This is a genomic window from Streptomyces sp. DSM 40868, assembly GCF_011820545.1.
Lineage (GTDB): Bacteria > Actinomycetota > Actinomycetes > Streptomycetales > Streptomycetaceae > Streptomyces > Streptomyces eurythermus.
In genome coordinates this window covers 1,738,612-1,763,698 of the sequence record NZ_CP050504.1, presented here as the reverse complement: position 1 = coordinate 1,763,698, position 25,087 = coordinate 1,738,612, and the positions used below count along the sequence as shown (strand labels likewise).

The following is a 25,087-nucleotide window of genomic DNA, read 5'->3' as shown; positions in this document are numbered from 1 at the left end:
TGATCGACATCGTGAGGACGTTGACGTGACCGACATCGCCATGCTGCCCGAGTCCTGGCGCGGGGTTCTGGCCGATGAACTGCAGCAGCCCTACTTCAAGGAGCTGACCGAGTTCGTCGAGGAGGAGCGGGCGAAGGGCCCCGTCTACCCGCCGCGCGAGGAGGTCTTCGCCGCGCTGGACGCGACGCCGTACGACCGGGTGAAGGTCCTCATCCTCGGCCAGGACCCGTACCACGGCGAGGGCCAGGGCCACGGCCTGTGCTTCTCGGTCCGGCCCGGGGTGAAGACCCCGCCGTCCCTGCGGAACATCTACAAGGAGATGCACGAGGAACTGGGCCTGCCCGTCCCGGACAACGGCTATCTGATGCCGTGGGCCGAACAGGGCGTGCTGCTGCTCAACGCGGTCCTCACCGTCCGGGCCGGCGAGGCCAACTCGCACAAGGGCAAGGGCTGGGAGAAGTTCACCGACGCCGTGATCCGCGCGGTGGTCTCCCGCCCCGACCCGGCGGTCTTCGTCCTGTGGGGCAACTACGCGCAGAAGAAGCTCCCGCTGATCGACGAGACCCGGCACGTGGTGGTCAAGGGCGCGCACCCCTCGCCGCTGTCCGCCAGGAAGTTCTTCGGCTCCCGCCCGTTCACGCAGATCAACGAGGCGATCGCCGCGCAGGGACACGAGCCGATCGACTGGCGCATCCCGAACCTGGGCTGACGGGAGCGGGGGCGCTGACGGGGTGCGGTCGCCGTGACTTTCCCGGGGCGGGGAAGCACGCGGCCGGCCACCCCGCACCCGGGCGCGATCACCGGCCCGTCGGCGCGACGGCGCCGCCTGTCCGGGAAACCGGTCCGCGCCGGTTAGCGTCGGGAGCGGCAACAACCGGCGACGGCCCGGAGGGCACCGTGGTGGAGCGACAGGAGCAGACGGCGCCGGACGCCGTGCTGACGCGGATCGGGCAGGTCGTGATGTTGCACCACGGCGGCGACCGCGAGGAGGCCCGCAGCCGCTTCCTGGACCTGTGGGCGGAGATCGGCGAGGACGGCGACCCGCTGCACCGCTGCACCCTCGCCCACTATCTGGCCGACACCCACGACGACCCGGCGGACGAACTGGCCTGGGACCTGCGGGCGTTGTCGGCGGCCGAGGAACTGGCCGACGGCCGCCCGGGCGGCGACCCGGGCAGCGTACGGGGCTTCCTGCCGTCCCTGCACCTGAACCTGGCCGCCGACTACGACAAACTGGGCCGCGCCGAGGCCGCCCGCAGCCATCTGCGCCGGGCCCGCAGCGCCGCCTCCGCCCTCGCCGACGACGGCTACGGCGCGGGCGTCCGGTCCGCGATCAGCCGGCTGGCGCTGCGACTGGGGGAGGGCGACGAAGGCGGCGAGGGCTGGACACCCCGCCGCTGACGAGGGCCGGTCGGGTGCCCCCCGTATGCTTCCGGCAGGCAACCCGCAGGCCAGCGACAGGGGAGAGCACGTGAAGGTCGGCTGTATCGGACTCGGGGACATCGCGCAGAAGGCGTATCTGCCGGTGCTCGGCACCCAGCCGGGGATCGACCTGCACCTCCAGACCCGCACCCCCGCCACCCTGGAGCGGGTCGGGGACAGCCTGCACCTGCCGCCGGCCCGGCGGCACACCACCCTGGACTCGCTGCTCGACGCCGGCCTCGACGCGGCCTTCGTGCACGCGCCCACCGCCGTCCACCCCGAGATCGTCACCCGGCTGCTGGAGGCCGGCGTCCCGACGTACGTGGACAAGCCGCTCGCCTACGAACTCGCCGACTCCGAACGGCTGGTCACCCTCGCCGAGCGGCGCGGCGTCTCGCTGTCCGTCGGTTTCAACCGCCGCCACGCGCCCGGGTACGCCCAGTGCCTGGACCACCCCCGCGAGCTGATCCTCCTGCAGAAGAACCGGACCGGACTGCCCGAGGAACCCCGCTCGATGATCCTGGACGACTTCATCCACGTCGTCGACACCCTGCGCTTCCTGGTGCCCGGCCCGGTCGACGACGTCACGGTGCGCGCCCGCGTCGGGGCCGGGCTGCTCCACCACGTCGTGCTCCAGCTCGCCGGTGACGGCTTCACCGCGCTCGGCGTGATGAACCGGCTCAGCGGCTCGAACGAGGAGATCCTGGAGGTGTCCGGGCAGGACACCAAGCGCCAGGTGGTCAACCTCGCCGAGGTGATCGACCACAAGGGGCAGCCGACCGTGCGCCGGCGCGGCGACTGGGTGCCGGTGCCCCGCCAGCGCGGCATCGAGCAGGCGGTCCTCGCCTTCCTCGACGCCGTACGGTCCGGACGGGTGCTCAGCGCCCGGGACGCGCTGGCGACCCATGAACTGTGCGAGCGGGTGGTACGAGAGGTGCGGGACCGCTACGGCGCGTCCTGACCGCCCGTACCCCCTCGGTCACCCCCAGCACGGCCAGCACCAGCAGCGCGCCGTGCACCGGCCAGTCGCCGTGGCGGACGTACGGCGTGACACCGTGCGCGAGCGGCACGTCGTACACCCGGGCGGCGCTCGTGCCGGTGCCGAGCCACGGGCCGAGGCGGCGTCCGTCGGGGCCGTAGACCGCCGAGACACCGGTGAGGGTGGCGTGCACCATCGGGCGGCCGGTCTCGGCGGCGCGCAGCGCGGCCAGCGAGGCGTGCTGCTCCGGCGCCCAGCTGTGCTGGAACGTGGAGGTCGAGGACTGGCCGAGGAGGACGTCCGCGCCGTCGTCGGCGAGGTGCCGGCCCAGGTCCGGGAACGCGGTCTCGAAGCAGATCAGCGGGCCGACCCGCAGCCCGTGTCCGACGTCCGGCACGGTCTGCCGGGTGCCGCGGTGCCGGTCCTCGCCCGCGGCCCGGCCCACCGAGGTGGCCCAGCCGAGCAGCGAACGGGCCGGTATGTACTCGCCGAACGGCACCAGCCGCATCTTGTCGTACCGGTCGCCGGTCGGGCCGTTCGGGCCCACCAGCACCGCGCTCTTGTAGATGCCGGGCCGGCCGGAGCGGCGGGCGTCCACGTTCACCAGGAGATCGGCGCCGGTGGTCCGGGACAGCGCGGCCAGCCGCCGGGCCAGATCGGGCCGGTCGTCCAGGTCGAAGCCGACGCTGGACTCGCCCCACACCACCAGGTCGACGTCCTGCCCGGCGAGCCGCCGGGTCAGCCGCTCCTCCAGGTCGAAGCGCCGCTCGGCGCTGTCCCGCCCGGCGACGACGCCGGGCTGCACGACGGCGATCCGGGCCCGCCCGTCCACCTCCGGGCGCGGCGCCCACACCCACCCGGCCGAGGCCACGGCGGCCGTCGCGGCCAGCGAGGCGACGGCGGGTACGCGGGAGGCGGGCACCGATATCAGCACGGCCGCCGCCACGTTGACGGCCACCACCAGGAAGCTCAGCAGCCATACCCCGCCGACCGAGGCCAGCCGCAGCGCAGGAGCCACCTGCCACTGGCTGGCGCCCAGCATGCCCCACGGCCCGCCGAGCCCCTGCCAGGACCGCACCAGTTCCACCGCCAGCCAGGCCGACGGCAGCACCAGCAGCGCGGCGGCGCCCCGGCCCGCCGGCGCCGGCCCGCCCAGCAGCCGGCGCACCAGCCATCCCCACGGCATCCACAGCACGCCCAGCAGCGCGGCTATCAGGAAGATGAACACGTGCAGGCTCGGCAGCAGCCAGTGGTGCACGGCCAGCAGGAAGCCGAAGCCGCCGCACCAGCCGTCGTACGCGGCCCGGCGCGCGGTCGGTGCCGACCGGGCGAGCAGCAGCCACGGCACCAGGGCGGCGTACGCCCACCACCACAGCGAGGGAGCCGGAAACGCGAGCACGGGCAGCGCGCCGGTCAGGGCGGCGGCGGCCGAACGGCGCCAAGGGGAGGTCAGCCAGCGGTCGATCGTCCTCATAGGGAGCCTCCCTACCCAGCCGATGCCTCCAGTGTGCGCGGCGGCTTCGAAAGCATGCGCGTCCGGCGGCCGGGCGGGACGGGTGCTCGTGGGCGCGGGCGTCCGGACGTCACGCGGTGCCGGGCTCTCCGGCCGGCAGCCGGCGCCACTTCTCGTGGACGACGACCTCGCGCAGGCGCCAGCCGTCCGGTGTGCGCAGCAGACCGAAGTCGTACCGGCCGCCGCACACCAGGTCCGGGGCGGCGGACCCGGTGGTACCGGCGAGGCGCATGGGGCTGAGGTAGTCGGCGCGCACCCGGGCGGTGTCCCCGGCGTCGTGCTCCAGGACCCCGAACCGCACCAGCCGGTTGACGATCAGGTGCTGCCGCATGGCGAAGCCGGCCAGGCTGTCGGCGAGCCAGGCGGCGACCCGCCCCGCGTCGCCCTCGATACCGCCCGCCGAACGGTAGTCGGCCCGGCCGTCCGCCGTGAACAGCCCGTGGTACGCCGCCCAGTCGCCGTCGTCCAGCGCCACCGCGTAGGCGGTGACCAGGTCCTCCACGGCCAGCCGGTCCCTCACGGTCGCGAACTCCGCACGCTGCGTCATCGCCACAGTGTTGGGTACGGAGGACGCCGAGCCAAGAGGCCTGCGGGGTGAATATTCGGTGGTGCGGGACCGGAGCGGCGGCCGACCCTGTCCGTGTGAACGCGCAAACCGTCGAAACCGAACCGAAGTTCCGCATCCGTGCCCGGCACACGGACACCACGGTCACCGTCTACCAGGCCTACCACCCGGGGATCGGCCGGGCCGCCGCCCGCACCGGACGCTTCCCGTCCGACTGGAAACGGGACCGGATGACCTGGGTGAAGCCGTCGTTCCTGTGGATGATGTACCGCTGCGGCTGGGGCACCAAGGAGAACCAGGAGACCGTCCTCGCCGTGGAGATCACCCGGGAGGGCTTCGAGTGGGCCCTGCGCCACGCCTGCCTGTCCCACTACGTGCCCGCCCTGCACCCGGACCAGGCCGCCTGGAAGCGGGCGTTGGCGCGCAGCCCGGCGCGGGTGCAGTGGGACCCGGAGCGGGATCTGCACCACGACCCGCTGCCGTACCGGTCCTTGCAGCTCGGCCTCGCCGGAGAGGCGGCGGCCCGGTACGCGGACGAGTGGATCGTCGGCATCGAGGACGTCACCCCGCTGGCCGCGGAGATCCACGCGCTGGTACGGGCGGGCGAGGCGGAACGGGCGAGCGCGCTGCTGCCCGGGGAGCGGCCGTATCCGGTGGCCGACGAGGTGCTCGCGCATCTGCGGGCGTAGGACCGCTCGGACTCCTTGCCGCGGTCGCCGCTTCAGGCCGCCTCGATGATCCGGCCGCGGACGGCGGCGGCCCACTCGATCACCAACAGCTCGTACTCCGCGCGCTCCTGGGCCGACAGGGTGCCGCCCGCGCGCAGCCACAGCGCTCTGATCCGGTCGTTCAGCTCGGCGGCGGAGCGCGCGGAACCAGAGGGCGGGGAATCCGGGGACATGCGCACAGCCTAGGCCCAAGCACTGACCCTGCGCTACCGCCCGGCTACGCAGACGGTAACGCGTTGGACACCGGCGCCGCCCGGCCGTCCGCGCGTGGCCGTGCGCTGCCGCCGGCCGGCCGACGGCCCGCCGGGCGGCACGCAGGTCACGGACGGGTCGCGATCGACGGCACGATGTCCGAAACCGGCGGTGCCGGCCGGGCGACGGTCCCGGGCTCCGGTTCATGGCGAACCACGTCGGGCACACCGGCGGCCGGCACGCGTGCGGGGCGAGTGCGGTGTGGGGCCCGGACGGTGCGCCGCCGCGGCCGGCTAGCCCGCCGACTCGGCGGCGTGCGGGCTCAGTACGCCCATGCCCACCAGGGCGATGATCACGATTCCGAGGGCGACGCGGTACCAGACGAACGGCATGAAGCTCTTGTTGGAGATCCACTTCATGAACCAGGCGATGACCGCGTACCCCGAGGCGAACGCGATCACCGTCGCGAACAGGGTGGGCCCCCAGTCCACGTGGCCCTCGCTCAGCGAGTCCTTCACCTCGAAGGCACCGGAGGCGAGCACGGCCGGGATGGCGAGCAGGAAGGAGTAGCGGGCCGCGGCCTCCCGCTTGTAGCCCATGAACAGGCCGCCGCTGATGGTCGCGCCGGAGCGGGAGACGCCGGGGATGAGCGCGCAGGCCTGGCAGAGCCCGAAGATCAGGCCGTCCTTGACGCCGAGGTTCTCCAGTGTCTTGCGCTGCTTGGGCGCCCGGTGCCGGCGGCCCGTCTCGTCGCGGGCCGCCATCCGGTCGGCGATGCCGATGACCACGCCGACGACGAGGAGCATCGTCGCGGTGACCCGCAGATCGCGGAACGGCCCCTCGATCTGGTCCTTCAGCGTCACACCCAGCAGGCCGATGGGGATCGAGCCGACGATCACCAGCCAGCCCATCTGCGCGTCGTGGTTCCGGCGCATCGACTTGTCGAACAGCGAGCGGAACCAGGACGTGATGATCCGGCCGATGTCCTTGCGGAAGTAGATGAGCACCGCGGTCTCGGTGCCGATCTGGGTGATCGCCGTGAAGGCCGCGCCCGGGTCCTCCCAGCCCGAGAACGCGGCGGTCAGCCGCAGGTGCGCGCTGGAGGAGACGGGCAGGAACTCGGTCAGCCCTTGGACGAGTCCGAGGACGAGGGATTCAAACCAAGACATGAAGGTATGGCGTCCAAGTGCTGAAAGGAGAAGAGGTGATCATGTGACGAAGGAAGGGTAGCGGGCCCGCCCGGCGACACGGCAACAGGGGCCGCACACTTCGGCCGTCCACGGCGGCAGCGGGCCGTGGCCGTACGGCCTACCGGACGCTCGTCACGTACCACTGCCCGCGCGAGCGGCCGCGCGCACAGAGGTGCCGGCCCCGTCCGGCTGTTCTCGAGGAATCGCCTCACAGGGGAAAACGACATGACTCACCCATGGTCGCAACTGTGTAATGGGACGCGTCCGAGAGTTCCGACGCCGCAGCCGGGAGGTCTGCTTGAGAGCCGATCAGTGTCTTCTCGTCGACGGGGACGACACGTTGTGGGAGAACAACATCTACTTCGAGCGGGCGATCGAGGAGTTCCTCGACCTGCTCGCTCACGCATCGCTCTCGCGGGCCGGACTGCGGCAGGTCCTGGACGACGTCGAGCGGGAGAACTGCCAGGTGTACGGCTATGGCGCGAAGAGCTTCGTGCGCAGCCTGCACGACTGTTACGAGCGGGTGCACGAGGTGCGGGCGACCGACGACCACGGCAAGGCGATCGACGAGCTGGGGGAGCGGATCCTGCGCCAGGAGCCGGTGCTGATCGCGGGCGTGGAGGAGACGCTGGCCGGTCTGCGCACCCGGCACCGCCTGGTGCTGCTGACCAAGGGCGACCACGAGGAGCAGGCGGCGAAGGTGGAACGCTCCCGGCTGGGGCCGCTGTTCGAGCGGATCGTCATCGTGCCGGAGAAGACGGTCGAGACGTACTCCACGGTGGTGGAGGACCTGAAGGCCGACACCGCGCGGACGTGGATGATCGGCAACTCCCCGAAGTCCGACATCGTGCCGGCGCTCGCCGCCGGGCTGGGCGCGGTGTACGTACCGCACCCCGACACCTGGGTGCTGGAACACCACCCGTTCCCCGAGGCCACCGAACGGCTGCTCCAGGTGGACCGCTTCACGGACCTGGCCGAGCACTTCTGAGGCCCCCCCGGCGCCGCCGGCCCCGGCGGCCTCACGCGGTCGCCGGCCCCGAGAGGGTCCAGCCCGGGGCCTGCGGACGCGCGGTCAGGTCCTCGTGGCGCACGGCCCCGCCGCAGGCCTGGCAGGTGACCACCGACACCAGCCGGCTGCCGCAGCTGTGCTCGACGACCATGGGCAGGTCGGTGTCCTTGCGCAGGTGGCGGTCGCCCCATTCCCTGAGGGTCATCAGCACCGGCTCCAGCTCCAGCCCGGCCTGCGTGGCCCGGTACTCGAAGCGCTGAGGGCGCTCGCTGTACAGGCGCTTGGTGAGGATGCCGGCCTCCACGAGCCGGCGCAGCCGGGCGGCCAGGATGTCGCGCGGTGCGCCGATGTTGCGTACGAGCTGGTCGAAGCGGCCGTTGCCCAGGCACACCTCCCGCAGGACGAGCAGGGAGTACTTCTCGCCCACCAGCGCGAGGGCGTCGGCGATCGAGCAGGGGCGCGGGTCCTTCGTGGCGGCCATGACGTCAGTCTAGGGGAGGGTTTGTTTTTCCAACCCTGTGAGCGGTGGTGGGCCCCCGCCACGGTCGCCGTCCCCCGCCCCGCTCACCGAGCCATCACCCGCCCCGCCGCGGCGACCAGGTCGTCCGTCGCCGCGATCGCGGCCTCCCGGCGGGCGGCCAGCTCGGCGTGGCCGGGCGCCTCGCGGAGGGCGAACGCGGCCAGGGCCGCCTGGCGGGCCGGTCCGGTGAGGGCCGGTTCCAGGACGCAGACCGCGACCAGCGGGGAGGTCACCGCGGAGCGGGTGGCACGGCTCTGCGCCCGGGCCGCGTCGACGGCCTCCTGGCTCGCGCCGCTCAGCACCAGGTCCTCGCGGTGCCACAGGGCCCGCCGGTGGTCACCCAGGGCCGCCACCAGCTCGCCCAGCGCCACCCGCAGCGCCTCCGCCCGGCGCTCGTCGCGGGCGGCCCGCTCGCGCCGCAGCTGGAGCAGCCCGGTCAGCGCGCCGCCGAGCAGCGTGCCGGCCACGGCGATGACGCTGGCCCACATCGGACACCCCTTCTGGCACGGCTCCCCGGCCGGACATCCCTCCGGCCCGGCTCTCCGGATCCCGGCACGGCCCGGCTCTCCGGATCCCGGCACGGCCCGGCGGACGGACGCGACGGTTCACCCGGCGCGCAGCCGGTGCCGCTTGCGCCAGGCGACCACCGTGCCCGCCAGGGCCGGTACGGCGACGCAGGCCATCGCGATCAGGAAGGCGGGGGAGGTCGGCGCCGAGGCGCGGGCGCCGGCGACCGCGTAGGCGGCCGTGTTCGGGATCGAACCGAGGGCGGTGGCCAGCAGGAACGACAGCGGGCCCATACGGGAGACGGCAGCGCAGTAGTTCGCCGCCCAGAACGGCACGCCCGGGAACAGCCGCAGGGCCAGCATGGACCGGAACCCGTGCCGGCTGAGCTGCCCGTCGGCCGCCTTCAGCCAGCGGCCCCGCAGCAGCGGGCGCAGCGCATCCTGCCCGAGCGCCCGGCCCAGCCCGAAGGCCACCCCGGCACCGAGCACCGTGCCCGCGAGCGCCGTCGCCAGCCCCACCTGGGAGCCGAACATCGCGCCCGCGGCCAGATTCAGCAGGGGGCGCGGCACGAACACCACGGTGCACAGCCCGTACGCCGCCGCGAACACCAGGGCGGCCGCGGCCCCGCCGAGCTGTGGTGGCCAGCCGTGCGTGAGCAGCCGCTGCGGTTCGCACACCAGCACCCCCGCCGCCCCGCCCGCCAGCAGCGCGAGCAGCAGGGACAGCCGGGCGTAGGGAGACAGCAGCAGCCGTGTGCAGCGCCCGGCCCACCCGGCGCGCGGCAGCACGGGCACGGCCGCGGCACCCGGGCCGGCCGGGGTGAGGGCCGGCTCGGGCGCGGCGACCAGGAGGGAGGGCGTGGCGGCCGGGGGAGTGGGCGTGGCAGCCGGGGGAGAGAGCGGGGCGGTGCCAGAGCGGTTGGCATCGAGCATCCGCAGACACTAACCGACGCACCTGTGTGATCGCCGTATGAACCGAACTCCCCTGCTGTACCGGGCGGGCGGCGACGGCGGCCGGTGTCGCCCGGGACGTGCGGTGACGTACCGCCGCGGGGTCCACCATGGCGGGTGGACGACGGGACCCACAATGGTCGGGTGAACGAATCGATACCCGTCTCCCGGACCACCGACCACGGCACCGCCCGGCTGATGCCCGACGTCGACCGGGAGCGGGCCTGGCTGCTCACGGTCGACGGGGCCCCGCAGTCGTACGTGGACCTGGACGACCCGGCGTACCTGGAGTTCGAGTACGCGCGGCGGCTGGGACATGTGCTGGACACCGTTGCCGAGGCCGGGCGGGCGCTGGACGTGGTGCACCTCGGCGGGGGCGCGCTGACCCTGCCGAGGTACGTGGCCGCCACCCGCCCCGGCTCCCGGCAGGACGTCGTCGAGGCGGACCGGGGGGTGCTGGAGCTGGTCACCGAGCAGCTGCCGCTGCCGGCCGGCTCGGGCATCGCGCTGCACGCGGCCGACGCCCGGGACTGGCTCCGGACCGCGCCGGACGACCGGGCCGACGTGCTGATCGCCGACGTGTTCGGCGGCTCCCGGGTGCCCGCCCACCTCACCACGCTGGCCTACGTCCGCACGGCCGAGCGGGTGCTGCGGCCGGACGGGGTCTACCTGGCCAATCTCGCCGACGCCGCGCCGTTCGGCTTCCTGCGCTCCCAACTGGCCACGCTGTCAGCCGTGTTCGAGGAGGTCGCGCTGATCGCCGAACCCGCGGTGCTGCGCGGACGGCGGTTCGGCAACGTGGTGGTCGCGGCCTCCCACCGGCCCCTGGACACCGCCGCGCTGGCCCGGCGCACCGCGGCGGACGCCTTCCCGGCACGCGTCGAACACGGGGCCGCGGTACGGCGGTTCACCGGGTCGGCGCGGCCGGTGGAGGACGCCGACGCCGTACCCTCACCCGAGCCCCCCGACGGGGCGTTCGGCATCGGCTGAGACGGGCGCGGTCACTCCACCGTCGGGTCGCCGTGCAGCCGTACCGTGGCGAGGATCTTGTCGATGGTCGCGTCCGACAGCTCGTCCTTGACGCCCTTCGCGCCGTACAGCGACCACGACACGAAGTTGCCCGAGGAGTTCTTGAAGGCGAACGTGACCGCCTTGCCGTCGGTGTCGCACTTGTTCTTCTTCGGCACACCGCTGACGTACGACGTCGCGACGCTGCCGGTGACGCCCGACGCGGTGGTGAAGGACTTCGCCTCGCCTATGTGCAGGTACTTCTTGGCCGCCTTCGTCTGGTCCGTGAACCCGCCGAACGCGAAGGCCGCCGAGTCGCCCCGGGCGATGCTCGCGGTGTCCTTGGCGCCCATCTCGCCCTTGGTGCCGGCCGCGGCCAGCGACGACGTCTCCTCCCTGCCGTCCTTGTCGTCGTCCGAGACGCAGTAGCTGGGCTTGAGGGACGACACGCCGGAGAAACCGATGTACGCCGAGCCGTCGCCCTTCTCCTTGTCCTCGAAGAAGGTGAAGACGCCGGTCCGCTGCACGTCCCAGTCGGCCGGCACGTCGAAGGCCGTGCCGTACTTGGGGTTGACCACGACCTTCCAGCCCGCGACCGTCGGCTTCACGGCCTCGCCGGAGCGCGGGTTGTCGGTCGAGGACGGCGAGGCGGGCGAGGTGGCGGTCGGCGACGGGCTCGTGCTCCGTGCGTCCTTGCCGTCGTCCGCCTCGTCGTCCTTCGAACCACCCAGCACCAGAAAGCCGGTGACGGCCGCGGTGACCACGACGGCCGTGGCCGCGACGACGGCGACCAGCTTCGTACGCCCGCCACCGCGCGGGGGCTCGGGCGCGGACGGCTGTCCCCACTGCGGCGGCTGCCCGTAGGGGACGGTCTGCGGCTGTGCGTACGGAGCGGTCTGCGGCTGCGCGTACGGGACGGTCTGCGGCTGCGTGTACGGGCCGTTCGGCGGCTGCTGCCCGTACGGGGCGCTGGGGGGCTGCTGTCCGTAGGGCGTGCCGGGGTGCTGCTGCCCGTAGGGGCCCTGCTGCGGGCCCTGTTGCGGGTGCTGCTGGTGTCCGGGCTGCTGGTACGCGTTCGGCTGCGGGTGTCCGGGCTGCTGGTACGGGTTCTGCCGCGGATCGTGCTGCGGGTTCTGCGCGCCCCCTGGCGGCTGCTGATCTGGCCACATGGCCCGTAACCCTAGTGTGCTTCTCTGGCCAGCCCCTGCTACTCGTGAGTAACATGACGGCCATGAGCGCAGACCAGATGTCGATCGGCGAGATGCTCGCCGCCACCGTGCCCATGGCCCGGACCCTGAACCTCGAGTTCCTGGAGACCACCGCCGACAAGGCCGTGGTGTCCCTGCCGGACCAGGACGCGTACCACAACCACGTGGGCGGCCCGCACGCCGGTGCGATGTTCACCCTCGGGGAGTCGGCCAGCGGCGCCATCGTGCTGGCCGCCTTCGGGGACCAGCTCTCGCGGGCCGTGCCGCTCGCCGTACGGGCCGAGATCGCCTACAAGAAGCTGGCGATGGGCGTCGTCACCGCGACCGCGACGCTGGGCCGCCCGGCCGCCGAGGTCGTCGCCGAACTCGACGCCGGACAGCGCCCCGAGTTCCCCGTGTCGGTCGAGATACGGCGCGCGGACGGCGCGGTGACCGGCGAGATGAGCGTCCTGTGGACGCTCCGGCCGACCGACGGGGCGAAGTAGCCCGCGCCGGCCCGGACGACCCGCGCCCCGCCCCGGACACCGGGGCGGGGCGCCGGTGTCCGGGGCGGCGTCACCGGATGGCGACCACGTTGGTCGCCTTCGCGCCGATCACCTCGAAGGCGACCCGCTGACCCTCGCGGGTCGTCTGTGTCTCCATGCAGGAGAAAGGGCGCCTCTCACCGTCCTCGTCGGTGATGATGCCCACGCCGTCCGCGTCGTTGTAGACGGCGATCCTTCCGAGCGGCATGGTCTGCTCCTCCATGGGTTGCGGGAACCACTGCTCTCCCCAGGTGAGCAGAGCATCACGCACCGTGCCTGAGAGGAGGAAGGGCGCGTCGGTGCGTCGGCCACGGTTTGACCGGATGTCGGCGGAGTCGCGCGCCGGCCCGGACCGTACGAATACCGGAATTGGACATTTGGCCCGCCATCCGGCCTTTTCGTCGAGAAGTCGGCCGCCAGGTCGAACACCGTCCGGAGATACCAGCGGTAACTATTGCCGGAAGCTCCGACTTCACCGCCGGGGTATTCCGACTTCTTGTTTCCTGTGAGTCGCCTGTGCCAAGGTGAGCCTCCCCGCGGGAGGGCAAAGGCGGACGCCGACGTCCGGCCGGCCCTTTAGCTATGCACGTATGCACCGACAGGCACTGTTTTTCCACAGGACGCCCGCGCGCATGCGGTCCTGCGGCTGGAAAGGAAATGTTTCCGTGCAGCCCCCTTACCCCCCACGCCCGCCCTACCCACCCGTGCCCGGCCCCGCCGGGGAGTCCGACCCCGCCCTCCTCGCCCGGCTCCGCGGCCCGGACGCCGACGCCCGTCATCACGCCGTCGCGCTGCTGCTCGCCCGGCACTGGCGGGCCACCCTCGACCATGCCGTGGTCTGCCTGGCCACCGCCGGTACCACCGCCCAACTCGTCGCCACCGCGGCCTTCCAGCAGGTGCTCGCCGGTACGGCGACCGGCGCCACCGGCGCTGTTGGCGTGACCGGCGGCGCCCTGCGGCCGCAACTGCTCGTCGCCGTGCGCGACACGGTCCGCGCCTGGGCCGCGGACACCGCCGCCTGCGCCGTCCTGCCGGAATTGCGCAAAACCACCGGCGGTCGCGGACTGCGCGCGACAAAGCCCGGCCCACCGGAAAGCAGACGGCTCGCCGCCCACGCATTTCGGTCCCTTCCCGGCACCGCGCAATGCCTTCTCTGGCATACCGAGGTCGAGGCCGAACCCATAAACATACCCGCTGGTCTTCTGGGCGTCGACACGGTCACCGCGACGGCCGCGCTGGAACAGGCGCGCGAGCAATTCCGTGCCGGTTGTGTACGCGCTCACCGGGAACTCGCGCCCACCGAGGAATGCCGCTTCCACAACCGGCTCCTGGACATCCCCCTGCGCCGCGGCGGCCCCCTGCTGCCGGAAGTGCGCCGGCATCTGACGGTCTGCCCGCACTGCCGGTACGCCGCCGAGCAGCTCGGTCACTTCGACGCCGGTCTGCCCCTGCTCCTCGCCGAGAGCGTGCTCGGCTGGGGCGCCCGCCGCTACCTCGACTCCCGACCGGCCCGCGTCGTCCGTGGGGGCCGTGCCGCCGGTGAGGACCGGTCGCCCATTCGTGATCGCCATGACCGCCATGACCGCCACGACCGCCATGGCCGTCATGTCCGTTGGACCCGGGCGATCGCACCCGGAGGTCCTCTGTCCGGTGGCCGCCACCGCAAGGCCATGGTCATCGGCGTCGGGCTGGCGTCCCTCGCGCTGCTCGTCACCGCCCTGTCGGTCAGGAGCTGGTCCGATGACAACGGTGTCCCCGGTCCCGGCGCGACCTGGGCCGCACCCGTCGCGGACTCCCCACGCCCGGGAGGCGCCGGCGCACACTCCGCCGCCTCCTACGGCGATCCCGCCGAGACCGTCCACGGCACCCTGCGCGACCTGGCCTCCGGGCGCTGCCTGGACGTGCGCGGAGGGCGGGTCGCGGCGGGCGTGGGCGTCCGGCTCGCGCCGTGCTCGGCGGCCGGCTCCCAGCAGTGGACCTACCAGGACGACGGCCTCCTGCGCAGCACCGCCGACCCCACCCTCTGTCTTGCCGCCGACCCCGGCACGGGAACCGTGGCGCTGGCCGGCTGCGCGCTACCGCCCGGGGAGGTCTCCTACGACGTCACGCTCCACGGTGAGATCCTGCTCCGCCGCCACCCCGGCCTGGCCCTGGCACCGGGGCCCGGCCGGGGGATCACGGGGGTCGGCGTCGTACACCGTGACAAGGGTTCCCCGGCGCAGCGGTGGGTGCTGGAGGCGGACGAAACACCCCCTGCCGGTGCCGGTGCCGGTGCCGATGCCGGTTCGGAACGGCGGCCGGTCGCACCGGGCTTGCCGGGCCCCCAGGATGGGACTCGCCCGGAGCGGCGGCCCGACGTACCGGGCGCGTCGGCCGGGGTTCCCGGTGGACGGCCGGGCGGGGACGGGCGTCACCGGGCCGGTGACACCCCGCAGGGGGTGCCGGGGCGCGCGGGCCAGGGGACCGAGGAACGAGACCGTCCCCGAGGCGCGCGGATCCATGGGGAAGGCGGCGGGCGGCCCGGCCGGGCCGATGACACCGGGACCCGTGAGGGCGTACGAGTACGAGGAGGTGACGAGGCGCCGGAGAAGTCGGGCCCTGGGCCTACCGCCCGAGCCGGCCCCGGTGGCCGCTCAGCGGGACCAGCCTGTGGCGGCGACGACGTCCTCGGCGATGGCGCGAACGGTGCGCTGGTCGGTGGGGATGCGTACCGTTCCCGGCGGAGCCTCCGCTTCCAGACGCTGCGCGGCGGCGGCGCTGCGGCGCAGGTGGATGTCGAGCTCGGAGCCGCGTTCCCGCCCGCCGAGGCGTTGGCGCGCTGTCACGTCGGTGGCGGTGAGCAGGACGTTGACGATCCTCGGCGGGGCGGCGGGAGAGACGGCCTGCCGGATCAGGTCCGGTTCGAGGATGCTGACGGTGTTGGTGTAGATCAGGCGCCGCATGCCCAGGTCGGCGTAGTTGACCCACAGGGCGGCGAGGTTGCGCCGGGTGATGCGGGCGCGGAAGGGATCGTCCGGGGGAGCGGGGTGGACGTGGTCGAGGAGGTCGCCCTCGACGAAGCAGTGGGCGATGCCGGCGTCCCGTAGGAGGACCGACGTCTCCATGGCGACCGTCGTCTTGCCCACACCGGACCGGCCGCCGATCAGCAGCACCTCGATACCTGTCATGGCCACACGGTGGCACCGGATGCCCGGCCGGTGCGCGGTAATTTTCCGCGCGGGGCGGAGGCGGTGTGAACGGGGCTTTCAAGTGTTCTCGGCGTGGATTCGGCCACAGGGCGAACCGCACCGCGAGACGCGGCGGTGTGAACTCGGCTTTCAGGCGTTCTCCGCCTTGCCCCCGCCACCAGGCGAATCACCCCGGAGGGCGAACCGCCCCACGGGATCGGAGTGAGGCGCGCGGGCGAAAGCTGGCGTGCACCCCGCTTTCAGGCATCCCCGGCATTGACTCGGCCAGCCACGTGAACCGAGCGGATAGCCACCTCCGGCGCTGCACCTGGTGGCCCGGTCAACGTCGCCAACACCTGAAAGCGCCGCTCACACCACGTTCCGGCGGATCAGCGTCGACAGCACCAGCGCGCCCGGCAGCAGCGGTGCCCAGTCGGTCAGGACCCGGTACCCGATGACGGTCGCGGTCGCCGGTGCGGGGGAGGAGCCGAAGGCGACGAGCGTCCACACCAGTGCCGCGTCGACCGCGAGGCCGCCCGGCGCGGGCACCGCCCCGACGGCCGTGCCCGCCGCCAGATGGGCCAGTACCACCTGCTCCCAGGGCAGCCCCAGCCCCAGGGAGGCCCCCACACAGGCCAGCGCGCCGGCCTGCACCAGTGGCATCGCGGCGGCCCCGCCCCACAGCGCCAGCACCCGGCGCGGCCGGGCGTGCACCGCGCGCGCGTCGGACACGGCGGTGCGCAGCAGCGCGGCCACCGGCCGTCGCAGCGGCCGTACGACCGTCAGCAGCACCCCCGCCACCGTGACCGCCCCGCCCACGCCCGCCGCGAGCGGTATCAGCAGCCGCCCGTCCGGTATCAGTTCCCCGAGGCGCCGCCGGGCCGGTGAGGCCGCCAGGAACACCACCAGTACCAGCGCCTTCGCGACGGACTTGACGAGCGAGTACAGGCCGATCGACGCGGTCGCCCGCTCCAGCGGTACGCCCTGCCCGCGCAGGAACCGCAGGGTGACGGCGTGCGCGCCGAGTCCGCCGGGCAGCACGTGGTTGGCGGCGCCGGCGGCGAACTGCGAGGCCAGCAGCAGCCGTGGCGGTACCGGGTCGGGCAGCGCACCCTGCCGGACGCAGGAGGCGGCCACCCAGGTCAGACAGGTGAACCCGGCTCCCGCCGCCAGCCACCCCGGGTCGGCCGCGACCAGCCGCCGGAACCCCTCGTACACGACGGGCCGGTTCGCCGCCGCCCAGCCGGCGGCGAACAGCAGCGGAGCCAGGCACAGCGCCAGCCGCAGCGACCGGCCCGGCCCGCGCGCCACCGCCGACCTCGCCGGAGCCGCACACTCCGGATCGGCGCCGGTGGTCTCCGTACCAAGGCGGGCGCACTTCGGACCAGGGCCGTCGGCCTCCGCGCACGGGCGCGGAAGCGAGCGGGACGTAGACGTATAGGTGGACGTGGACGGGGGCGGGGTCGGAGCTGGGGACACGGGACGTCGTCCTTCCGCGGCGGGCCCCTGCGGGCCTGGGGGAGCGGGCCGGGCGAAACCGCGTGGAGCCTTCCCCTCCCGCGTGACACGGGGATGTCCGGAAACGTAAGGAGTGCGGGCGGAACGGTGCCGCCGGCCGGGCGGGCAGGCGGCCGTTCGGCGCCGACCAGGTAGCCTTCCCTTGGGCCGCGCTTCGCATGCGGGCGCCCGGACACACAGGACGACCAGGTCAGCGACAGGGGAGGAACCGGCGGTGCACGTCCAGGAATGGCTCGACTCGGTGCCTGCCGCCGCCGTCTACGCCGTGGTGGGCCTCGTGATCGGTCTGGAGAGCCTGGGCATCCCGTTGCCGGGCGAGATCATCCTGGTCTCGGCGGCCCTGATGTCCTCCCAGCACACGGGCGTCAACCCGGTCGTCCTCGGCGTCTGCGCGACCGCCGGAGCGGTGATCGGCGACTCGATCGGCTACGCCATCGGCCGCAAGGGCGGACGCCCGCTGCTGGCCTGGCTCGGCAGGAAGTTCCCACGCCACTTCAGCGCGGGGCATGTGGCCACCGCCGAGCGGTCCTTCGAGAAGTGGGGCATGTGGGCGGTCTTCTTCGGCCGTTTCGTCGCCCTGCTGCGCATCTTCGCCGGCCCCCTCGCGGGCGTCCTGCACATGCCGTACTGGAAGTTCCTGATCGCCAACGTCCTCGGCGGCATCTGCTGGGCCGGGGGCACCACGGCCGTCATCTACTACGTCGGCATCGTCGCCGAGGACTGGCTGAAGCGCTTCTCCTACGTCGGTCTGGGCGTGGCCGTCCTCATCGGACTCGGCTCCATGCTGATCCTCAAGCGCAAGGCGAAGCAGGCCCAGCCGGAGCAGCGGGAAGCGGAAGCGGAGCCCGCGAACGCCGGGGAGTGAACCGGCGCCGCCGGGCGGAAGCACCCCCTGCTCGTGCGCCCCGCGTACCCCTCGCCCGCGCACCCCTTACTCGTGCACCTCGCGATGCGTCTGCGCCAGGTCGGCGTACAGCGTGCCGTTGAGGACCACGCCCTCCCGCTCCTCCTCCGACAGGGCCCGCCGCACCTTGGCCGGCACCCCCGCCACCAGCGAACCCGGCGGCACCACCATCCCCTGCGGCACCAGCGCCTGCGCGGCGACCAGCGAGCCCGCCCCGATCACCGCCCCGTTCAGCACGGTCGCGCCCATCCCGATCAGGCAGTCCTCCTCCACGGTCGCCCCGTGCACCACCGCGTTGTGCCCGATGGACACCCGCTCCCCGATGCGCACCGGGAACCCGGGGTCGGCGTGCAGGGTGACGTTGTCCTGCACATTGGCCCGCGCCCCCACGGTGATCTTCTCTATGTCCCCGCGCACGACGGCCCCGTACCAGACACTGGCCCCCTCGTGCAGCGTGACGTCCCCGACCACGGACGCCGTGGGCGCCACGAACGCCTCCGGATCGACCTGGGGTTCCTTGCCCCCGATGCCCACGATCAGCGCCTTCTGCGTCATCACCGTCTCCTTGTCTGCGTGCCGTGCCCGAACCGTACGACACCGGGTGGGGCAAAGATCACAGCGGCCTGGGCTCTCGCCCGGGGCAACCGGTGAGTAACGTGAGCGCGTGCCGAAGCGCAAGAACACGTTCTCATCCTGGCGTCAGCGCCTGGCCCAGCGCGCCGTCCACGCGGGCTGGGCGTGGGTGCGGCGCACGGGCTCGGTGACGGCCGAGCACCCCGGCCGCTTCCGCTTCGGCGCCATCGGGGAGCACACCCGGCTGGCCTTCCCGCTCGGCACGGTCTTCGGGGAACCGTGGATCCGGCTCGGGTCGTACTGCATCATCGGGGAGCAGGTCACCCTCACCGCGGGCCTGATGCCCGACCTGGACCTCGGTCCGGACCCGATCCTGCGCATCGGCGACGGCGTGGTCCTCGGCCGCGGCAGCCATGTCATCGCGGACACCACGGTCACCATCGGCAGCGACTGCTACTTCGGCCCGTACGTCTACGTCACCTCCACCAACCATTCCTACGACGACCCGCACCAGCCCATCGGCAAGCAGTGGCCGCGCATGGAGCCGGTCGAGATCGGGCCGGGGTGCTGGATCGGCACCGGCGCGGTGATCCTGCCGGGGGCGCGGATCGGCCGGAACGTGGTCGTGGCGGCCGGGGCGGTGGTCCGGGGCACGGTGCCGGACCACGCGGTGGTGGCGGGGGCGCCCGCCAAGGTCGTACGGCGCTGGACGCCCGACACCGGCTGGCAGCCGCCGCTGCGCACCCCCGCTCCGGTGCCGATACCGGACGACATCACACCGGGCCAGCTGCGCGCGCTGGCCGACCTGGACGAGGAGGCGGTGGCCCGGCTGGCCGCGCTGGACTCCGACGGCTGACGGACGTCCTTCCGGCCGGGGCCTCGCGTTGTGCCTTCGGCGGCTCAGCCCGTCGCCAGCAGCAGTGTGCCCAGCAGGGCCAGGCCCGCGCCCGCCGTCTGGATGCCGCGCAGCCGCTCGTTGAGGAAGCCGCGTGCGGCCAGCGCGGTCACCACCGGGTACAGGGAGGCGAGCACGGCCGCGACGGTGACCGGACCGCTCCGGGTGGCCATCGCGTAGGTGCCGTTGGCCGCCACGTCGGCGAGCCCCACGAACGCCAGCGCGGGCAGCGCGTCCCACGGAAACCCGCCCTCCGGCAGGGCGGCCCCGCCGCGCCGCACCGAGACGACGAGCGCGGCCCCGCCCACCACTACGTCCGTCACCCGCTGCACGAACAGCGCGAGGAACAGCCCGGTCACCGTGGTGGACGCCTCCGCGATCAGCGCGAACACCGTGCCGAAGCCGACCGCCGCGACCAGCGTCATCCAGATCGTGCGCCGCTGCACGGCCGTGCCCCGCAGCTGCGGCCCGCCCGCCAGGACGACCCCGGTGACGGCGACCGCGCTGCCGAGGGCCTGGACCAGCCCCGGCCGCTCGCCGAGCACGAGCCCGACGCCCACGGGCACGGCGACGCTGAGGGTGGCCAGCGGCGAGACCACGCCCATCGGGCCGAGCGCGAGGGCCTGGTAGAAGCAGAGCAGGGCCACCGGTCCCACCAGTCCGGCCGCGAACGCGAACCACAGCCGGGGTCCGGCCTCGCTCCAGCCGCCGGTGGCCAGCACGATCGCGCCCAGCACGACCGCCGCGATGCCCTGCGAGACGACCACGACCGTCAGCGCCGGGGTACGCCGGGTCAGCAGTCCGCCGCCGAAGTCGGCCAGCCCCCATACAAGGCTGGTGAGCAGGGCGAAGAATGCTGTCATGGCCGGCCTCGCAGTACAGTTCGGTGAACGGACGAGTGCACCTCACCGTAGTTCATTCCATTGAACTCAACTAACTAAAATAATTAACTTCCCGGATATTGGACCCCATGTGTCGGACCTAGAACTCCTGACCCAGTCCCTGGCGCGCAACGTCAGACACTGGCGCGCGGTGCGCGGCTTCACGCTGGACGTGCTCGCCGCCCGGGCCGGCGTCAGCCGGGGCATGCTCATCCAGATCGAGCAGGCCCGCACCAACCCGAGCATCGGCACGGTCGTCAAGATCGGCGACGCGCTCGGCGTCAGCATCACCACGCTGCTCGACTACGAGCAGGGCCCGAAGGTGCGGATCGTCCCCGCCGAACGGGCCGTACAGCTCTGGCACACCGAGGCCGGCAGCTACAACCGGCTGCTCGCCGGCACCGAGGCGCCCGGACCGCTGGAGATGTGGGACTGGCGGCTGATGCCGGGTGACGTCAGCCCCTCCGAGCCGCACCCCGGCGGCACGGTCGAGATGGTCCATGTCACCGCGGGCGAGCTGACGCTCACCGTGGACGGCGTGGAGCACCGCGTGCCGACCGGCGCCAGCGCCTCCTTCGAGGCCGACGTCCCGCACCGGTACGGCAACACGGGCGAGGTGCCTGTGAAGATGGTGATGGCCGTGTCCGTACCACCCGTGCCGTGAGCGCGCCCCCCGCGCCCTGAGCCCGTCCGTTCCGTAAGACGCCGGTCCGGCGGTGCGGCGGGTGTTGTTAGCGTGCGGGCATGCGCGCGCCCATCGGAGACTTCGACACCGCCACTCCCGCCCCGGACTGCCTGGACGAGCTGACCGCCCCCGTCGCCGACGCCGTACGCGGCTGGCAGGGCACGGTCCCGGCCGACCAGATCCTCTACGTCGACACCGATCCGCGCTGGGCCGACACGGCCACCTTCGTGGAGCACTACGGCCGGGACCTGCTGGAACGGTCGGCGAACTGCGTGGTGGTCGCGGGCAAGCGGGCCGGTGAGACCCGGCTGGCCGCCTGTGTGGTGCCGTCCACCGCCCGGGCCGACGTCAACGGTGTCGTACGCCGTCACCTGGGCGCCCGCAAGGCCTCGTTCGCCCCGATGGAGACGGCGACCGGCGAGACCGGCATGGAGTACGGCGGTATCACCCCGCTCGGACTGCCCGCCGACTGGCCGGTGCTGGTGGACTCGGCCGTGGTCGACCTGTCCTACGTCGTGATCGGCAGCGGACGCCGGCGCGGCAAGCTCCTGATCCCCGGCAAGGCCCTCGCCGAACTCCCCGGCGCCGTCGTGCTGGAGGGGCTCGGGGCGGCGTGAGCCGACGGCCGGGCCCGGGTCCCGTTGCCGGTCACGCCGTCAGGTGATGGGCCAGCGCCAGATGGGGATCCGCCTCGCCCGGGGCGGGGGCCGGGTCGGCGTGGACCAGGGCGGCCGTCAGGTTCGGTACGGCGTGCAGCAGGGCGTGTTCGGCCTCGACGGCGATCGCGTGCGCTTGCCGCAGCGTGGCCTCGGCGTCCACCACCACCGCGAGTTCGGCCCGCAGCCGGTGCCCGATCCAGCGCAGCCGCAGCTCGCCCACCCCGCGCACCCCCTCCACCGCGCGCACCGCCCGCTCGGCCCGGTCCACCAGCGCCGGGTCGACGGCGTCCAGCACCCGCCGGAACACCTCCCGTGCCGCGTCCCGCAGCACCAGCACGATCGCCGCCGTGATCGCCAGCCCCACGACGGGGTCGGCCAGATGCCAGCCCAACGCCGTACCGCCGGCCCCCAACAGTACGGCCAGCGAGGTGAATCCGTCGGTTCGGGCGTGCAGCCCGTCCGCGACGAGCGCGGCCGAGCCGATCTCCCGGCCCACCCGGATCCGGTACCGGGCCACCCACTCGTTGCCGGCGAAACCGAGCAGCGCGGCCACCGCGACCGCCGGCACCTGGGTGACCGGACGCGGGTCCAGCAGCCGCCCGACGGCCGCCCACGCGGCGAAGGCCGCTGACGCGGCGACGGTCAGCACGATGACCAGTCCGGCCAGGTCCTCGGCGCGGCCGTAGCCGTAGGTGAACCGGCGGGTCGCCGCCCGGCGGCCGAGCACGAAGGCGATGCCGAGGGGGACGGCGGTCAGCGCGTCGGCCGCGTTGTGCACGGTGTCCCCGAGCAGCGCCACCGACCCGGAGACGGCCACCACGGCCGCCTGCGCCAGAGCGGTCACCCCCAGCACGGCCAGCGACACCCACAGCGCGCGCATCCCCCGCGCCGAGGACTCCAGCACCGGATCCAGCTTGTCGGCCGTCTCGTGCGAGTGCGGGGCGAGCAGGTGTCCGAGGCGGCGGAACGGGCCCCGGTGCGGGTGCCCGTGGCCGTGCCCGTGGCCGTGGCCGTGGCCGTGGTGCGAGTGCTCCCGGCTGTCGCCCTGGTGTGCGTCGCCGCGGTGCGGGTGTGTGTGCCCGTGCTGCGCGTCCTCGTGGCCGCGATCCGGGTGATCGTGGCCGTGGTCGCGATGGTGCCGGTCGCTCACGTCGGTCCCCTTCCGGTGGGCGGGAGTGGACGCGCGGCGTCCACGCGGCCATTATGTGCGTATGAGCGCACGCATGCACCTATCACCTGCGCACGGTGCGCACGAGCACAGCGCGGGCGAGGAGCGGTTCGAGGTCGCCGCCGACCTCCTGGCCCTGCTGGGCGACCGCACCCGCCTCGCCCTGCTGTACGCCCTGACGGCGGGCGAGGCCGATGTCACCACGCTCACCGAGGCATGCGGCGCCGCCCGCCCGGCCGTCAGCCAGCACCTGGCCAGGCTGCGGCTCGCCGGTCTGGTGGACACCCGCAAGGAGGGCCGCCGGGTGATCTACTCCCTGCGCCACGGACACCTGGGGCGCCTGGTCGAGGAGGCCCTGAAGACGGCGGACCACCGCCTGACGGAACGCTGAGCGGGACGGTCTCCCGCCGTGGACGTGAGCGGAAGCGGCTAGCCCAGCCGCGGGATCTCGATGGCCGGGCAGCGGTCCATCACCATCTCCAGGCCCGCCGCCCGGGTGCGTTCGTAGGCGGCCGGGTCCACGACACCCAGCTGGAACCACACCGCCCGCGCGCCCTTCGCCACGGCCTCGTCGGCGACCGGGCCGGCCAGCTCGCTGTTCACGAAGACGTCGACCACGTCCACGTCGAAGGGGATGTCCGCGAGGGAGGCGTACCCCCGCTCCCCGTGCACCGTCTCGGCCTTGGGGTGCACGGGCACGATCCGCTTGCCGAACCGCTGGAGCTCCCGGGACACGCCGTACGCGGCCCGGCGCTCGTTCGCGGACAGGCCGACCACCGCCCAGGTGTCGCCCAGCTCGGTCAGGATCCTGCGGATCGTCGCGTCGTCGCCGTACATCGGCCGCCTCCTCGGGCTGCGGGAACTGTCTCGGGGAAACGTCACTCCGGCGCGCCGGGATTCCCGCCGTACTCCGGCACGCTGTCCGGAAACGGCGCAAGCTGCTGCGTACGGCCGCCGGCCCGCCCTACGCTCGCCCCGTGCTGCGCATCCTCGACGCCCGAACCGGTGAGTCCGTCCCCGCCGCGCCCGCCCGCCGCGGCCTGACCCGCATCGAGGCCCACGCCTACGGTCCGGACCCGACGGCCCTGCGGGTCCTGCTCACCGCCGACCTGCTCGTCCGCGCCCTGGAACTGGGCGGCACCCCGGTCTGGACGAGCCTCACCGCCCCCCGCGACCAGCCGGAACTGCGCACGGCCGGCGCCCGCCTGGCCATCCGCCCCTTCGAGTTCAGCCGCGACCTCGCCTCCGGCCTCGGCGAGGCCCAGGCCCTGCACGTGGTCCGGCGGGACTCCGTCGAGACGGTGGGGGAGGGGCCGGTGGTGGCGGTGGCCGAGGTGGAATGGGTGCCGGGGGCCGGCGGGGAGCCCGCGGGAGGCGGGGGCGGCCCGGCCGTGCCCACGGTGCTGCCGTACGACCCCTCCGCCCTGCGCCTGGCCCTGCTCGGCGTACCGCGCGGCGAAACCGCGCGGCTGGACCCGGCCACGCTGGAGGAGGCCGCGCGCGGCCTCGCCCGATGGCGGCGGGCCGTGGCCGGCTGGGCCCGGCAGCCCTCGCGGCCGGTCCCCGGCGAGGTGCGCGACCGGTTGCGCGCCGCCTGGGAGGACGACCTCGACCTGCCCGCGGTGCTCGGTGTCCTGCGGGAGGTGGAGAGCGCGCCCGGCATCCCGGACGGCGCCCGCTTCGAGACCTACGCCTACGCCGACCGCCTGCTCGCCCTGGACCTCGTGCGCGACCTCGGGAACCCCGGGTGAAGGGACCGGCGGGCACCGGACCACTGCGGCGGCTGCTGGTGCTGCGGCACGCCAAGTCCGCCTGGCCCGAGGGCGTCGAGGACCGGCTGCGGCCGCTCGCGCCCCGCGGGCTGCGGGACGCCCCGGCCGCCGGGCGCGCCCTGGCCGCCGCCGGTTCCCTGCCCGACCTCGCCCTGTGCTCCACCGCCGTACGGGCCCGCCGTACCTGGGAGCTGGTCTCCGCCGAGTGGGCCACGCCGCCGCCCGTGCGCTACGACCGGCGGCTGTACGCGGCCGGCGTGCCCGAGTTGCTGGAGGTGGTGCGCGAGGTGCCGGCCGAGGTGCGGACCCTGCTGCTGATCGGGCACAACCCCGGCCTGGCGGAACTGGTGGCGGCGCTGGCCGCCGACGGGCTCGACGTCACGCCGGAGCGGGTCCGGGCCAGGTTCCCGACCTCCGCGATCGCCGCCCTCACCTGGCACGGCACCACCTGGCGGGCCCTCGCCCCGGGCGCGGCCCTGCTCACCTCCTTCACGGTCCCGCGGGGCGGGCGCCACCCGGGGAGCGGCCGGCCGGCCACGGACTAGGCTGG

30 protein-coding genes and 1 pseudogene are annotated in these 25,087 nt (G+C 73.8%); 15 read left to right on the top strand and 16 right to left on the bottom strand.

What is annotated here, in order from left to right; all coding sequences use genetic code 11:
- Positions 1-25 precede the first annotated feature (25 nt).
- From ung to HB370_RS07865, 3 genes are all read left to right on the top strand, one after another.
- Positions 26-709 carry a uracil-DNA glycosylase gene (ung, locus tag HB370_RS07875; RefSeq protein WP_030775017.1) on the top strand — a complete coding sequence of 228 codons (684 nt, stop codon included), beginning with the start codon at positions 26-28 and terminating at the stop codon, positions 707-709.
- A gap of 188 nt (positions 710-897) precedes the next feature.
- Positions 898-1,401, top strand: a complete 504-nt coding sequence (locus HB370_RS07870; RefSeq protein ID WP_030775020.1) for a hypothetical protein — start codon at positions 898-900, stop codon at positions 1,399-1,401.
- Between the two features lie 70 nt (positions 1,402-1,471).
- The gene (locus tag HB370_RS07865; RefSeq protein WP_030775021.1) at positions 1,472-2,383 is read left to right on the top strand and encodes a Gfo/Idh/MocA family oxidoreductase; all 912 of its coding nucleotides are present in this window, start codon (positions 1,472-1,474) and stop codon (positions 2,381-2,383) included.
- Here HB370_RS07865 and lnt read toward each other — a convergent pair.
- Both lnt and HB370_RS07855 read right to left on the bottom strand, forming a co-directional pair.
- On the bottom strand, positions 2,301-3,875 hold the full coding sequence (lnt, locus tag HB370_RS07860) for an apolipoprotein N-acyltransferase (protein WP_030775022.1): 1,575 nt from the start codon (positions 3,873-3,875) through the stop codon (positions 2,301-2,303). The genes HB370_RS07865 and lnt overlap by 83 nt on opposite strands.
- A 109-nt stretch (positions 3,876-3,984) precedes the next feature.
- Complete coding sequence (locus HB370_RS07855) at positions 3,985-4,461, bottom strand: nuclear transport factor 2 family protein (protein ID WP_030775023.1); 477 nt, start codon at positions 4,459-4,461, stop codon at positions 3,985-3,987.
- A gap of 95 nt (positions 4,462-4,556) precedes the next feature.
- On the opposite strand from HB370_RS07855, the gene HB370_RS07850 reads away from it, so the two are divergent.
- A complete protein-coding gene (locus HB370_RS07850; protein WP_030775024.1) occupies positions 4,557-5,168 on the top strand; it encodes a DUF4291 domain-containing protein in 612 nt (203 codons plus the stop codon).
- A gap of 32 nt (positions 5,169-5,200) precedes the next feature.
- Here the strand turns inward: HB370_RS07850 and HB370_RS07845 are convergent, their stop codons facing one another.
- Positions 5,201-5,380, bottom strand: coding sequence for a hypothetical protein (locus HB370_RS07845; protein WP_030775026.1), 180 nt, complete (start codon positions 5,378-5,380; stop codon positions 5,201-5,203).
- 312 nt (positions 5,381-5,692) lie between these two features.
- Positions 5,693-6,568 (bottom strand): undecaprenyl-diphosphate phosphatase, encoded by an 876-nt coding sequence (locus HB370_RS07840; RefSeq protein ID WP_030775027.1) that lies wholly within the window; start codon positions 6,566-6,568, stop codon positions 5,693-5,695.
- A gap of 319 nt (positions 6,569-6,887) precedes the next feature.
- Between HB370_RS07840 and HB370_RS07835 the strand changes: the two genes are divergently transcribed.
- Positions 6,888-7,577, top strand: coding sequence for an HAD family hydrolase (locus HB370_RS07835; RefSeq protein WP_030775029.1), 690 nt, complete (start codon positions 6,888-6,890; stop codon positions 7,575-7,577).
- Between the two features lie 31 nt (positions 7,578-7,608).
- On the opposite strand, the gene HB370_RS07830 is transcribed toward HB370_RS07835, so the two are convergent.
- The 3 genes from HB370_RS07830 to HB370_RS07820 all read right to left on the bottom strand — a co-directional run bounded on the left by HB370_RS07830 (position 7,609) and on the right by HB370_RS07820 (position 9,557).
- Positions 7,609-8,079 (bottom strand): helix-turn-helix domain-containing protein, encoded by a 471-nt coding sequence (locus HB370_RS07830; RefSeq protein WP_030775031.1) that lies wholly within the window; start codon positions 8,077-8,079, stop codon positions 7,609-7,611.
- A gap of 83 nt (positions 8,080-8,162) precedes the next feature.
- Positions 8,163-8,606, bottom strand: coding sequence for a hypothetical protein (locus tag HB370_RS07825; protein ID WP_030775033.1), 444 nt, complete (start codon positions 8,604-8,606; stop codon positions 8,163-8,165).
- Positions 8,607-8,723: 117 nt separating this feature from the next.
- Positions 8,724-9,557, bottom strand: coding sequence for a VTT domain-containing protein (locus HB370_RS07820; protein ID WP_030775034.1), 834 nt, complete (start codon positions 9,555-9,557; stop codon positions 8,724-8,726).
- Positions 9,558-9,719: 162 nt separating this feature from the next.
- Here HB370_RS07820 and HB370_RS07815 point away from each other — a divergent pair, with 162 nt between their 5' ends.
- The gene (locus tag HB370_RS07815) at positions 9,720-10,565 is read left to right on the top strand and encodes a fused MFS/spermidine synthase (protein ID WP_030775036.1); all 846 of its coding nucleotides are present in this window, start codon (positions 9,720-9,722) and stop codon (positions 10,563-10,565) included.
- 11 nt (positions 10,566-10,576) lie between these two features.
- Here the strand turns inward: HB370_RS07815 and HB370_RS07810 are convergent, their stop codons facing one another.
- Positions 10,577-11,752 (bottom strand): hypothetical protein, encoded by a 1,176-nt coding sequence (locus HB370_RS07810; RefSeq protein WP_030775038.1) that lies wholly within the window; start codon positions 11,750-11,752, stop codon positions 10,577-10,579.
- A 53-nt stretch (positions 11,753-11,805) separates the two neighbouring features.
- On the opposite strand from HB370_RS07810, the gene HB370_RS07805 reads away from it, so the two are divergent.
- Positions 11,806-12,276, top strand: a complete 471-nt coding sequence (locus HB370_RS07805) for a DUF4442 domain-containing protein (protein WP_037700019.1) — start codon at positions 11,806-11,808, stop codon at positions 12,274-12,276.
- Positions 12,277-12,346: 70 nt separating this feature from the next.
- On the opposite strand, the gene HB370_RS07800 is transcribed toward HB370_RS07805, so the two are convergent.
- Complete coding sequence (locus tag HB370_RS07800) at positions 12,347-12,523, bottom strand: hypothetical protein (protein ID WP_167345716.1); 177 nt, start codon at positions 12,521-12,523, stop codon at positions 12,347-12,349.
- Positions 12,524-12,578: 55 nt separating this feature from the next.
- Positions 12,579-13,922 (bottom strand): hypothetical protein, encoded by a 1,344-nt coding sequence (locus HB370_RS41815; RefSeq protein WP_244405466.1) that lies wholly within the window; start codon positions 13,920-13,922, stop codon positions 12,579-12,581.
- A gap of 63 nt (positions 13,923-13,985) precedes the next feature.
- Between HB370_RS41815 and HB370_RS41810 the strand changes: the two are divergent.
- Positions 13,986-14,531: pseudogene (locus HB370_RS41810) on the top strand (RICIN domain-containing protein); the annotation flags it as partial.
- A 417-nt stretch (positions 14,532-14,948) separates the two neighbouring features.
- Here HB370_RS41810 and HB370_RS07790 read toward each other — a convergent pair.
- Together HB370_RS07790 and HB370_RS07785 are read right to left on the bottom strand one after the other, a co-directional pair.
- Positions 14,949-15,482, bottom strand: a complete 534-nt coding sequence (locus tag HB370_RS07790; RefSeq protein ID WP_030775045.1) for a hypothetical protein — start codon at positions 15,480-15,482, stop codon at positions 14,949-14,951.
- A gap of 369 nt (positions 15,483-15,851) precedes the next feature.
- Complete coding sequence (locus HB370_RS07785; protein ID WP_167345717.1) at positions 15,852-16,793, bottom strand: lysylphosphatidylglycerol synthase transmembrane domain-containing protein; 942 nt, start codon at positions 16,791-16,793, stop codon at positions 15,852-15,854.
- 421 nt (positions 16,794-17,214) lie between these two features.
- On the opposite strand from HB370_RS07785, the gene HB370_RS07780 reads away from it, so the two are divergent.
- Positions 17,215-17,865, top strand: a complete 651-nt coding sequence (locus HB370_RS07780) for a DedA family protein (protein WP_030775049.1) — start codon at positions 17,215-17,217, stop codon at positions 17,863-17,865.
- A gap of 66 nt (positions 17,866-17,931) precedes the next feature.
- On the opposite strand, the gene HB370_RS07775 is transcribed toward HB370_RS07780, so the two are convergent.
- Positions 17,932-18,459: a gamma carbonic anhydrase family protein gene (locus HB370_RS07775; RefSeq protein ID WP_030775050.1), complete on the bottom strand. Its 528-nt coding sequence runs from the start codon at positions 18,457-18,459 to the stop codon at positions 17,932-17,934.
- A 109-nt stretch (positions 18,460-18,568) separates the two neighbouring features.
- On the opposite strand from HB370_RS07775, the gene HB370_RS07770 reads away from it, so the two are divergent.
- Positions 18,569-19,333, top strand: coding sequence for an acyltransferase (locus HB370_RS07770; RefSeq protein ID WP_030775052.1), 765 nt, complete (start codon positions 18,569-18,571; stop codon positions 19,331-19,333).
- Positions 19,334-19,377: 44 nt separating this feature from the next.
- Here HB370_RS07770 and HB370_RS07765 read toward each other — a convergent pair whose 3' ends face one another.
- Positions 19,378-20,235, bottom strand: a complete 858-nt coding sequence (locus tag HB370_RS07765) for an EamA family transporter (protein WP_030775053.1) — start codon at positions 20,233-20,235, stop codon at positions 19,378-19,380.
- A 109-nt stretch (positions 20,236-20,344) separates the two neighbouring features.
- On the opposite strand from HB370_RS07765, the gene HB370_RS07760 reads away from it, so the two are divergent.
- Positions 20,345-20,917 carry an XRE family transcriptional regulator gene (locus HB370_RS07760; protein ID WP_030775054.1) on the top strand — a complete coding sequence of 191 codons (573 nt, stop codon included), beginning with the start codon at positions 20,345-20,347 and terminating at the stop codon, positions 20,915-20,917.
- Positions 20,918-20,997: 80 nt separating this feature from the next.
- Complete coding sequence (locus tag HB370_RS07755; protein ID WP_030775056.1) at positions 20,998-21,555, top strand: YbaK/EbsC family protein; 558 nt, start codon at positions 20,998-21,000, stop codon at positions 21,553-21,555.
- Positions 21,556-21,586: 31 nt separating this feature from the next.
- Here the strand turns inward: HB370_RS07755 and HB370_RS07750 are convergent, their stop codons facing one another.
- Entirely contained in the window at positions 21,587-22,747 is a 1,161-nt protein-coding gene (locus HB370_RS07750; RefSeq protein WP_037700024.1) for a cation diffusion facilitator family transporter, read from the bottom strand.
- Positions 22,748-22,820: 73 nt separating this feature from the next.
- Here HB370_RS07750 and HB370_RS07745 point away from each other — a divergent pair, with 73 nt between their 5' ends.
- Positions 22,821-23,156 (top strand): metalloregulator ArsR/SmtB family transcription factor, encoded by a 336-nt coding sequence (locus tag HB370_RS07745; protein ID WP_030775060.1) that lies wholly within the window; start codon positions 22,821-22,823, stop codon positions 23,154-23,156.
- Between the two features lie 38 nt (positions 23,157-23,194).
- On the opposite strand, the gene HB370_RS07740 is transcribed toward HB370_RS07745, so the two are convergent.
- The gene (locus HB370_RS07740; protein ID WP_030775062.1) at positions 23,195-23,602 is read right to left on the bottom strand and encodes a CoA-binding protein; all 408 of its coding nucleotides are present in this window, start codon (positions 23,600-23,602) and stop codon (positions 23,195-23,197) included.
- A gap of 140 nt (positions 23,603-23,742) precedes the next feature.
- On the opposite strand from HB370_RS07740, the gene HB370_RS07735 reads away from it, so the two are divergent.
- Both HB370_RS07735 and HB370_RS07730 read left to right on the top strand, forming a co-directional pair.
- Complete coding sequence (locus HB370_RS07735) at positions 23,743-24,516, top strand: hypothetical protein (protein ID WP_030775064.1); 774 nt, start codon at positions 23,743-23,745, stop codon at positions 24,514-24,516.
- On the top strand, positions 24,513-25,082 hold the full coding sequence (locus HB370_RS07730; protein ID WP_030775067.1) for a histidine phosphatase family protein: 570 nt from the start codon (positions 24,513-24,515) through the stop codon (positions 25,080-25,082). Before HB370_RS07735 ends, HB370_RS07730 begins: the two co-directional genes overlap by 4 nt.
- The last annotated feature ends 5 nt before the right edge of the window (positions 25,083-25,087 follow it).